Source organism: Falsihalocynthiibacter sp. CO-5D18 (assembly GCF_041205445.1).
Classification (GTDB): domain Bacteria; phylum Pseudomonadota; class Alphaproteobacteria; order Rhodobacterales; family Rhodobacteraceae; genus Falsihalocynthiibacter; species Falsihalocynthiibacter arcticus.
In genome coordinates this window covers 37,086-48,567 of record NZ_JBGFCF010000021.1, presented here as the reverse complement: position 1 = coordinate 48,567, position 11,482 = coordinate 37,086, and the positions used below count along the sequence as shown (strand labels likewise).

Sequence of the window (11,482 nt, the reverse complement as noted above, 5' to 3'; positions counted from 1 at the left end):
GCGTAGGATCGCAAGAATTTGGGGTTCACTATATCTCGTCATCTTCATCAAAAATCTCCTCAGATATCTTGCCGAGAAAATTCTACTTTTGAACACCACTAATTTTAGGGGGGATTACCAACCCAATGATGTATTCAAAAATCGCCATCTCAGCCTGCCTGCGGGTTTCCCAAGTGTCGCGCCAGATCAGTTCAGCTTTGATGGTTTTGAAGGTAAGCGACGGCCACGCCCCATTGATTTTCGCCTTGCGGTCGGTGGTGCGGTCAATTTCTGGCGGATTTGAACGTTTAAGTGCTCACAGGGGAGTCCCGGACGTGCTCATTGTGATGCCGTTTTGCGCCTGCGCGTAGGCCCACGGCATCAGCGCATCAATATCCTTGTCGAGATGGCCGTTGGCGAGTTTCCGGAACAGATCGACCAGATAGGCATAGGGTTCGACACCGTTCAATTTACACGTGCCAATAGCGACCTTCAAAATCTGGCTGGATCACGCAAGAACACAAGTCTCTGCTAAATCCCCAACGGGCGCAGCCCTCAAATACATAGCCAAATACTGGGATGGCCTGATCTTGTTCCTGACCGACGGCCGCATCGAAATGGACAGTAATGCCGTGGAACGCACGATCCGGCCCATCGCGCTGCAACGTAAAAACGCACTCTTCGCGGGCCACGACGCTGGCGCACAAAACTGGGCCATGCTCGCGTCGCTGATCGAGACCTGCAAACTGAACAAGATCGAACCGCACAGCTACCTGACCGGCGTCCTCACAGCCATCGTCAACGGACACAAACAAAAGCACATCAATCAGCTGCTGCCATGGAACCACGCCGCATAGGTGGGACTAAAGCAGCGCTTACACCTCACGGCTTTTGGCTCGCGAAGAACACCGTGGCCTTTTTTAGGATGTCCCTTTCCTCCTTGAGAATACGGTTCTCACGTCGAAGCCGGTCATTCTCCTGAGCCAGTCCCAAATCCTCCTTCGACACCACATCCGTGTCTCGGTACGCTGTGATCCATTTGTTCCGCGTCGACATACCGACACCAAGATCATCAGCCACTTGCTTTCGGGTAAGCCCACTGGTCAGTGCGATCCGCACCGCATCTTCCCTAAATTCGTCTGTTCGTTTCAGTCCCATGCTCAGTCTCCTTTGTTGCAGTAAATGCTATCAAAGGAGCGGCATCAAACCGTGACAGGTCCAGAACGCCCACATTCCACACACGGAATCTTGACCCCAGATGAAGCCTATGACAGAAAAACAGAACCAATGAGATCGGCAGCCTAAATGAAATCCTGATCCACCTTAAACTGGCTGCGAACTGGTCGAAAAAGCAGGACCACCTCTACTCACTGAAGCAGACCCCGACCCAGCTAAACGTCCTCTGTCAGTTCAAAAATAAGCCCTTCGCCTTGACGAGGCCCTGGCTCTTTGAAAACAATCATCGCATCTTGGTTAAGAATTACTTTACCAATTTGAACCTTCTTTCCTTCAACATCAATTTCGCAAGGAAGAGGATTTTTAGCCATTTTATAAACGAACCCTCTTGTGAAAAGTTGATTGAGGGCTTCAGCAGTCAAAGTAGATGCGAGTTTCGCGGCGCTATTGGGGAAAACATCAGCTGCTGCTTGGGCGACATGAGATTGAAATTCGCGTCGCTGGCCTGCGTCAAAAGCCAAAACAGACGAATCCGGACCAATGACGCAAACACCAGATAGGGTCATGTTCAATGGTTTAAGCTCCTTACCCGTATCAGTGTAGTAGATCTTACACTCAACTGGGAACATAGATGGCATGACCCGCATTTCGCCAACCCGGCCTAAGTCACTCACAAGGGCTTGTTGTAAAGCAGTCGCTGAGTGTTCGCGCATCCGACAAGCCACGTAAGCGCCCCCCGACTCGCCAAACATCGTTACCAAGGCGCTTAAGCTTACCGTCTCAATGTGCTTCAAATCCCAGTTTACAATGACTCGACGTTGACCCGATAGCTCCAAAACAGGGGTATGCAACGCCTTGGCATTTTGGCCTTTGTAGGCTCTTGCTTTTAGCTCCTCGCATGTCCCCGACAGCAATAGCGCACGTTTTGCCTTCGGGTTTTCTCGCACGAGATCACAAATTGGAGTCAGTACGACATAGACCCGTTCCTCCTCGCCTTCAAAAATTGTGCCGACACGATCGGGGATTGACGCATTTGTTGCAAGAACATCGCCAAACGTAACCGGAAAGCCATCACCGCTATCTAGCTCACGGCGTTTTTCGTTCACGTACAACGTCTTTCTTACAACGGACAATGTGTCTTTGCTCCCAACTATTACATTCGGCGGAAACTCAAAAGACGTCATATTGTTGAGCTCTTTAGCCGCGTCGATGACCACGCCCTCAGCCTCCAACTCGTGAAGCAAAATATGATCCATGACATCAACTAGATAGCTTCCCACGGCGCCCCCCTCATCAGTCAGCATCAATTTTTGCAGATGTGCAATGTCCTCGAGGTCAAGTTTGCGCATTTCTGTTGTTGCGCGTTTCAGCGCCTGCGGCATTCCAATCTCCCAAGAGGAGAGAAAAGCGCCAAGTTTCAATGAGTTTTTACGATGTGAAACAAGTTCGTAGATAAGCTCCTCCAAATGGCCAGCAACATGAACCTCTTCTTTGCTCAAGGTTCGAAAGCCGGAGGCCAAAAGACCGGTTTCATCACGAAAATCATGGCGAAGACTGCTCAGACCCGTATGGGCCGATGTCAAAATTACAGGCGGTGGATTATCCATCCTCTTAGCTAGAATGGCTTGAATTCCGTCCATGGAGCGCTTCTTGTCTTGAGCTCCTTGCTCTGATCCCAAAAACAGGTCCACTATCAGCAGATCCGCAGATACCGCCGCATCGACAAAATCCCGGCCGGAACGTATAACTTTCAGTCCCCATTCGCTCAACAACTTCTCTGCTTCTCCGATGAACCTTTCGACTTCCGCTTGTTTGGCCAAAAAATCTACAAATATGTCGGCTAGCGCCGTGGCTTCAAATCGATCGCGCGAAGTAAAAACTGCTGTGACAAATCCTAGGTCATCAATCAGGGCTTCCGCGTCCTGAGAACTGAAATCTGGAAAAATCTCATTAAGAAGCGTTACATCCGCCTCGCTCAGGTCGTCCCAAAACAATGCCCACTGTTCGCGGACACCCCCAAGATCGGATAAAAAAGGTGTCGCATCCAGCCCATCGTCAACAAGAGCAACAGTTTCAATTTTGTTGGTTTTCAGGAGGTCTTTCGTACTCATTATGAATTTTCCGATATGCAATAAACAAAGGTATTTAGTCTGCCTGAGCTGTTTTTAATCTCACTGTCAAGCATAAGCGACCCCCCAGCCGATTTAGCATTTGATCGCGAAATAAAGAGACCCAAACCTCTGCGTTTTTGGCTTTCCTTTAATGAAAAATACATTTCGAAAATGTGATCTTTATGCCCAGGATCAACCCCGGGGCCATTGTCGCTGACAACAATACGCATTGGACTTGTTAAAAACTCAACCGAAATTTTGGGCTCAAAGAGTGGCGATTTCTGCTTCTCAAGTTTTAACCAGTACACCGAATTAGCGATGAGGTTTTCAACAACCTGAACGAAGTAGCCTTTCACCGTCTTCAGGCTAGATGGCTGTTTGGGAGGCCGATACTTGAGGGCAATATCGTGTCTCTTGAATTGTGCAGAATGCCCGTTCAGTGTTTCTGTCAAGAGATCAGTAACTGAGAATTTTTCTGGTGCCTGTCGACCCGATGCGGTCAATGGGTCTAGCACCTTCAAGCGAGCCTTGATACTTTTCATGGATGCTTCAAGTCCTGCGAGCTGCGTTCCCATAGTCCCTTGTGGTGATGATTTACGAAGCTCGCCAATCTTCGCAAGCGCATGCTCAGAGGTCCGCGCTAATTCATGTGCAACCATTTCAACAAGTAGCCCGATCCCAGCCATATCCTGCATTAACTTGGCATCGTCTTCTACTTCAGCATTCCTTTCCCTCAGAATTCTTGCAAGCTCCGTTAGTTCGAGCAACGTTTGCTGTAATTCATTGATGACTTCGCTCTCTTGATTAGTTGTGGTTGAGCGAAGGCTCTTGATAGCCGTCTTTGCACGTGTTTCCAGGCGAGCAATTTCCGTCTTAGCTTTCACCGGTTTAACCCGTTTTTCCTTATACTGACTTTCGACTCTCTTCATCGACAAACGCATCTGCTGTTGCACTGACTCTTTAACGAGGTTCAAGAGTACTTGCTGCTCAGGCGTCTCTCTCAAACCCTCACGGTTCGTTTGATCAATGAGTTCGGGGTTTTCATTCCGTCCAATGTCAATTTGTCCAACCAGCTGGAGTTTATTTAATAAGTACCCTTTTGAAGCCAAGGCATCGCGATCTAAGCTCAACCAGTCATCTCGCTCTTCGCCATACGGGTAGACCCGGAAACTATCTCGGTACATCCGAATGCCTACCCACTCTCGTTGAAGCTTTCGGATGAGATCTCGGTCCATACCGCCACTTGCTTTGAGACGCTGTCGGTTGAACCAATGTGCCTGAAACTTAAAACTACCAAGTGTAATCAAAGCTTCAGGAGGTATCGCTTCTTTCTGGCCCAGTACAAGACTGTAGATGTCTACTTCTCCGAAATTGAGAACTTCATCCACTACCGGATGCTCAAATCCAAGATCTCTAATCTTAAAAGTAAGCTTAAGACGCGGCTTATCACCTTCAACAGTATATTCCCCCCAGACACTCGCATGGGCCACGTCTAAGAGTTTCTTCTCCAGTGATGGAATAGGAATCCTCTTATCGTTCCATACCAACTTGATCCGCGGCCGCTTTTTCATATCGGCAAGCGGATCAGTTAATAAAGCAAACTCTTCCTTAGCCAATTTTACAAGACGGTCAAAAGTCCAGTCCGATTCTAACATTCCGATAGAAAGCTCTGTTCCAGAGCTGTGGCTTTCTGGTTTTTCCCCCTCTGACCAAGTCTTGACTTCAATTTCTTCAATCATCTTCTCGGCGTCTTCAAAATCTGTCCAGTCGATCTTCAAGCGATTGAATTGGGTGTCTTTTTCTCGCGCAGTTCGAACATCCAACGTCCCGCCCAGCCTCATAGCCGAAAGCCTGCCAAGCCCTTTTTCGCCCAAAAAAGGAGCCTTTTTCTCTTTAGCGTCAATCGAGCGGGTTACTTCCCTTTTTCGCGACGGTGTACCTATGACAAGAAATTTTCGCTCCAGATCCTTCAAAGACATGCCATTGCCTGTATCTCTGACGACAATCTTGTTCCAGCTGGCAATTTCATCAAGTGCTACAAACAAATCATCTTCGTTTTCGCAAGTCGCAATCTCACTTTCAGCGTCGGCGTATAACCCGGCAGCTTCGACGTAGAGGGCCTTGATACATCTGGCCTTAAGAACAGGAAGGGGGGCTGCTTTCTTATGAATGTCATGTTGAAGCGTCTTAAGGTTTCGTAAACCTAATACGATATCGAATTGGATACCTACGCCTGTCTTCGACTTTGCATCAAAACCATTCTTAACTAATTCAAAAAAAGCAATGATATCAGAGCTGATAAGCTCAGAGCCGAGTTCAAGCACCGTTCTCGCTGAAACATGAAACATTCAACATCCCTCGTCGTCTATTTATGGCCAGTTAAGCAAGAGTTTGCCTCGCTCAATCCAAATACTTCGTTAACTTGAGCTGCCCCTAATTTCCTAGACACCTGCCTTGTTCACTTTCTTTTGTTTAACTGCATAGTCTACTGGCGACAACATACCGTTGTTGATGTGCTTGCGGTTTGGGTTGTAGAACATCTCGATGTAGTCAAACACGTCCTGCCTTGCCGCGTCGCGTGTCAGATGAGTACATCGCCTGATCCGCTCACGCTTCAACAGTTGGAAGAAGCTCAACACAATCACACGTGATCAATGGTAACGTGGGTCAGGCCATCAAGTCGCGAAATCATACTCACAGTCATGGCAGTTTTCACGTCTGCTCATATTGGCCTTCAAGACTCCCTCACAAAATACGACAGCTTCAGTTTGGTTCCTATTTACTTTTGGAAAGCGTGCGGTTTTAGGTTTGCCATGCAGAGATGGCAGCTCGGCCTAATAATTCGAGCTGTTGGGTGCTTGCGAATGGGACCTGCGCCGTGAAGTAGTCACCGCCACTAGGACGATCGCCACTCAGATTTGCTGCAAGTTGACCACGCCCTAAAAGGAGTTCTCCACCCGGCAATTTAAGAGCAAGTTCGGAGCCTGCCTTTGAAGCTACTTTTAAACAGAGCCGGTTGTTCAAGTTATCGCGGATCCCTACGGGGATCGCGTCTTGAGATGCACGTTGGGTGATCAGAAAGACGTTCATACCACATGCTCGAGCTTTCGATGCTATCCGAGTCATTTTGTCTTGGATCATCTTCCGATAATCATCAGAATCGGCCATCCAATCCGCCATTTCATCGTGGAAGATAACAATGCGCGGTAATCTCTCTTGGGCAGATACCTTTCGGTTGTATTCAGCGATGTTTGGTGTCCTGGCGGCAGAAATAAGCGCATAACGGCGTTCCATTTCATCAACGAGCGATCCAAGGACCCTCTCTGATTCCTCTTGACTAGATGCGATACCTCCAACCAGATGAGGTGCCTCTGAAATCCAGAAGAAATCTGCACCGAACTTCGGGTCAATAACATAGAGTTTCAGGTTCTTTGGGCTGTTGAAAGCAACGAGTTGAAGCAGAAGGTTCTGGATTAGTACTCCTTTTCCGCTTCCCGTCTCGCCTGCAATCAACGTATGCGGACCATGCTGAGTGTTTCCCCCAAACTCATCAGTTAGATTGAGCCAGAGCGGCGCACCTGTGTCTTCTCGCGTGCCAATAAGAAAGCTGGTCAATTGCTCAGTTGATGCATCGGGCCAAGCGGTTTGCAACCAAACGTCTGCGAGGTTGACCGTTTGACGGTCGAAGCGCGCAATATAAAAGCTCACTTCACCGAGACCGCTATTTGCAGAGATAACATCGAGGGCGTGGGTGCTTTTCAACTCATCCCTGCGGGCGCTTACTTTCTTTACAGTAAGGGTGTCGTGCCCTTTAAATCGGACGATTATGCCGTTTGGTGTAGACGTGAAGGGCTCTTCTGCAAACTCAGCTTGCATGCCATAGCCTAATAGGGCGGCTTGCAATTTTTGAGCGTTTTTTTCGACCATCTCAATGTCGCTTGCGCTCGAAGCACTAGATCCAGCTTCCTCAGCAATTTTTGATAGGGCCTGCCAAAGAACTTCGGAGATGGTGGAATTCGAAGTGTACGTTTCTGCAGCAACATGCGGATCTTCAATAACTTCGACAGTATCAGGTGCCTTATCATCAGTGCCTAAGACCTGCTTGCCTAGTTCTATTGTCGCTGACTGCCCTCTGATTGAGGTTATAGGAGGCTCGTTATCCACTATGCTCGGCGTGGCTAACTTGTGGTGCGCCGCAACGTCTATTGGGTCTTGAATGTCGAGAGCATCAATGACTGATGTATCTTCCAAATACATCATTATGGCCCCCAAAGCCCTTTGTCCAAGCCGATGCTGCACAAGCATATTGTCTTCGGATGCAACGGTCCCAGATATGGCTTGATCTGCAGTTTGGTCGTCATGGAGCACAATAACCGATCTACCTTGAACAGTGAAATCAACATGGCCGGCCACCAACGAGTCTTGGAAAGAAGAAAGATCCTCTCGAGAGCTTAGAAGTCTTGAAAATTCAGGGCGAAGAGCGAGAAGTGAAAGAAAATCTGCGCCCCAGGCACGTTTGGCGATAGGATCCTCTTGATCAACAAAGTTATCCCGCAGGACCCGCATCGTAGAGAGCGTTTGCTGTCTAGAAGACTTGGCTTCAGGTGCTTCGGAGCCCTTAGCAACGCATTTTGCTTCAACGACCGTAAGATCGACTATGAAGGTTCCTTCTATATCCTTTCGCACCGAAACAGACAAAGTATCAGCAATTTTTTCGCGTAGACCAAAAGTAGCCTTGTTGTCATCAAGGGAAAACCAAACTGATGGCGTTTTGTGTTTCTCTTGCAGAGCGCGAATAACGCCTGTGGCCGCCGCAAGCCCAATAATTTCGCGGGCTGTCGTTTCAGAGCGGGCTGCACCCATAATCTTTTGACCTGCCACCTGAACAACAGTTGAGACGGCGCGGTTTGCCATCCGCTTCGCGTCAGAGCTTAAGGTAAGAACATTCATCCTCTCGAAGTCATCTGTAATATGCCGTAAAAGATTACGATTGGGCTCGCGAGAACTAACGATAAGCCTCGCTTCTGTACCGGGCACCAGGATATCTCTGATAATCTTGATGTCATTGCCCGCCAGCATGTCTCTGCTCGAAAGGTGATCGAAGCTTACTACCCATTCTGCGAGATCATGCGCGTTCTTAATCGCAGACTTAACCGCATCACTATCCCAAGAGATTCCCCGCATAGGGATCGCGCGATGGCCCGTTTTCATAGCCCGGACGTCCCTATTAGCGGCAAAACATAGATCTACAAATTGAGCTATTGATCGAGGGAGTTTCATCGGGGACAGAGCAAGCTGAACAACACCAGCACCTGCTTTTCCCGCTTCTTCACCACCTTTGCGGCGTGGTAGAAGATTATTTGAGAGATCGATTGAGCTTGGAAGATCATCTGATCCACCTTGAACGAAGTCCCAAGCCACTTCGGAATGCCGAAAGAAAGCCTCGTGTAGATAAGCAATATCGATGTCAGGACGCCTATTTGTCCTTGCTGAGGAAGTTCCCCTTCGAACTCCAACGCGAAGCCGAGACAAAAAACCAGCCGCCGCGCTACCAAGGTTCTTGCCTTGAAGGAGTGCTGTCTGTTGCGCATAAGCCTCGCGCATTTTAGCTGGTTTGTCGTGAGTAATGAGAAGACTGCATCGAAGGTTTTCTCTTCCCGCCATTTTTCGTTCTAAGCTTTCCGCAATTTGGGAAGGAAGCCCTACTGTTTCTGAATTGTAAATTGCGGTGGAGAAATTGTCTTCTTCGTGAGGATTAAGGGAAAGATATTCATCCGCTACGCGCATGAAGTGCTGGCTTGCTAACCGTGAACTAGATTCGAGAGCTTCAAGGCTGCCCGCTTTTGCGTCGACGGGCACGGTAAGGCTGTATCCACCAGTATGTTCTACTGCAGCATGGATTTTGAAGTTGACCGATACGATCTCTGGGAAACACCACGCAGCAAGCATTTCTGTGTATTTCCGACAAGCGCGCTCCAAACCGTCAACAGTAACCCGCCGGTCGGCGCAAAACGTTTCAATGAATGTTGAGACCTCTTTCGCTTTGGTCATCCGCTCAAGAAGCCTCAAGGGGTGCCATGCTGGGATAATAGCCACATTCTGGGATGTCTCGGAGACTACAATACCAAACTCACAAATCTCTCGTAGGAGAGTAACTCGTGTATCAGTAGCGTCGGTCAAGAGGGTTCTAGCTTTGGAACAAAGTTCGCCAAACAAACTTGCCTGTTCGCTAATTAAATCTTCTTGATAAGCGGTTTCAGGCCTAGAGTGTATTGCCGCAATAGCTGCAGAAAAAGCATCACGAAAGCGATGGAGAATTTCAACAAGCTCATCTTTCGAGGTTTGTGTAATAACGTTTCGATCCGTAAAATCTTCAAGCTGATCAAACATCTTCTTGAAAATATCTTCATCCGAAGAGGTATTAGCTGGGTCCGCCGTTCTGCCATCCTCGCCACCGCAGACGTCAGAAAAAGAGCCTGTTTCTTTTAAGGAAATTGGAAGGTGGCGAGACGCATTTGTTCCCTTTGGAGTCAAAAACTCCTTCGAAAGGCAGATTTTTCCATTGATTGCTCCATGGACTAGAGCTTCGATGTCCTCCGGCCAAGCAAGGGCGATACTGTCTTTTCCACTATCCGAAGGTCGCCAAAAAATGCGTACTTTTTGGAACGCCGACCCTTCTGAAGAACCGACTTCGATGATGCCCATTTCAAGTTCAACGACGCGGGCTTCCTTACGTGATTGAGCTTCGGCCGCTGCAATAGATTGTGGATCGAGCCACTTTCCGAAGTTAAAATCCACCTGACCAGAGAGCGCCCCTGAAAGCAGCTGCGCCTCATGGCGAAAAAGTGAAAAAGTTCTTTTATCTAAGCTTTCCCAGGTAGATGCTTTCTCGCAACCTTTTACAGTCACATAGAATCTAAGAGCGTTATCGATCTGTTGAACAGAGTCCATGTTCTTGACGAGAACAGTTTTGGCTCCTTCCAGGATAGCCGAAAGCAAATCTGGTTCATCTTTTACCGTTGATGCGAAGAGGTGACGCCGCCACTCTTCATAAAGCCGCTTGTCTGACCGGATCTCGCTTTCGTACTTTTCGAAAAAGGCCTCTTTTTCGTCGTCGCTTTGGGTTTTTTGCTGATCAGCAAAGTCAGTCAGAAAACCATTAACAATGGGTACGTTCTCTGGAAACTCACGTTCGAAATGTTCACGAGTTTTCTCTGGTAAGTTTCTAGTTTTCTTTTGCGTCTTAACATCGAAGAGTTTTTCTCCGTGTTTACTCCAATCCAACTGTTCGCAGAGTTTAGACTGACACGTAAGCCAATCGCCGCGCCGGAGTCGACTTTGGGTCTGAACCAATTCCTCTACCAAATCAAGGATAGCAGGTTTCGGGTCGTCTGGTTTTGCCTGACCTTGATTGTAGTTTTTGCGGAACTCCTCAATGCGCGCGGCGATCTGCTCACCATCAAAACGTTTATCATCTGAGGTTCTCAGGAAGGGTATCCCAGAATACCTGGCATCAGCATCACGAAACATTCGGCGAAAATCTTCTGGTGTAACAAATTTCCCGCTAGCTTCTGACGGTATCGAGTCAAAAGTTCCACGAGGCAAATTAAGAACGGGCCCAAGCTGCCGCAAGCGCTCCGTAAAGAGCCACCCATCGGGAAGATCAATGAATTTTTGAATGAACTCCGCAAACTGATCGAGTTCCTTGGTGACCCCTGAAATGTCCAAGCCTCTAATCATGGCTTTGAGCCATTCAATTTTGCCTGGTGGAAGCTGCTCACCAGAGATCCCCCCTTTAATTTCTTCGAGCCAATGGTCTGTCTCTGACTGTAACCTTACGCGGTCAATCCTGCTGACATCGCCCAGACTGGAACCGACGGCATCCCGTTCAGAATCTGGAACCGCAAGAACAACGATGTCGGCCGCGTCTGAGTTACGGAACAGAACCGGCGGATCATCAGAAAGATGGTTGCTTGGTAATATTGACAGGAGCTCGTTAGATATGTGAGGGCTGATTGCGAGCTTTAATGATTGACCCGGAAAATCCGAACATTCTCGCGATATCCCCGCCAAGTGCCTAGCGTCGAGACCGGTCAATAAAAAAATTGACCGCCCAACATTAGGAGCTTCAGCACGAATGAGCCCCCAAACCACTCGACCAACAAGATCTGCTCTCAAATCTTCAATATTTTTTGTTAAACTGGTCAAATCCACAC

Annotated in this window: 4 protein-coding genes and 4 pseudogenes; 2 read left to right on the top strand and 6 right to left on the bottom strand. The window is 48.3% G+C overall.

Features of this window, described 5'->3' with window-relative positions; translation table 11 throughout:
- The coding region (locus tag AB9F27_RS22245; protein WP_407067050.1) for a hypothetical protein at positions 1 to 283 on the top strand (283 nt) is incomplete at its 5' end.
- Positions 284 to 295: 12 nt separating this feature from the next.
- Here AB9F27_RS22245 and AB9F27_RS20125 read toward each other — a convergent pair.
- A pseudogene (locus AB9F27_RS20125) lies at positions 296 to 463 on the bottom strand (transposase domain-containing protein); the annotation flags it as partial.
- Here AB9F27_RS20125 and AB9F27_RS20120 point away from each other — a divergent pair.
- Positions 462 to 836 (top strand): annotated as a pseudogene (locus AB9F27_RS20120) (transposase); the annotation flags it as partial. The pseudogenes AB9F27_RS20125 and AB9F27_RS20120 overlap by 2 nt on opposite strands.
- A 17-nt stretch (positions 837 to 853) precedes the next feature.
- On the opposite strand, the pseudogene AB9F27_RS20115 reads toward AB9F27_RS20120, so the two are convergent.
- The 5 genes and pseudogenes from AB9F27_RS20115 to AB9F27_RS20095 form a co-directional block, all read right to left on the bottom strand.
- Positions 854 to 1,137 (bottom strand): annotated as a pseudogene (locus AB9F27_RS20115) (transposase); the annotation flags it as partial.
- 233 nt (positions 1,138 to 1,370) lie between these two features.
- Complete coding sequence (locus AB9F27_RS20110) at positions 1,371 to 3,266, bottom strand: hypothetical protein (protein ID WP_369758055.1); 1,896 nt, start codon at positions 3,264 to 3,266, stop codon at positions 1,371 to 1,373.
- Entirely contained in the window at positions 3,266 to 5,614 is a 2,349-nt protein-coding gene (locus AB9F27_RS20105) for an ATP-binding protein (RefSeq protein ID WP_369758054.1), read from the bottom strand. The genes AB9F27_RS20110 and AB9F27_RS20105 overlap by 1 nt, the downstream gene beginning before the upstream one ends.
- 93 nt (positions 5,615 to 5,707) lie before the next feature.
- A pseudogene (locus AB9F27_RS20100) lies at positions 5,708 to 5,899 on the bottom strand (IS3 family transposase); the annotation flags it as partial.
- A gap of 169 nt (positions 5,900 to 6,068) precedes the next feature.
- Entirely contained in the window at positions 6,069 to 11,474 is a 5,406-nt protein-coding gene (locus tag AB9F27_RS20095) for an FtsK/SpoIIIE domain-containing protein (RefSeq protein ID WP_369758053.1), read from the bottom strand.
- Between the last annotated feature and the right edge of the window lie 8 nt (positions 11,475 to 11,482).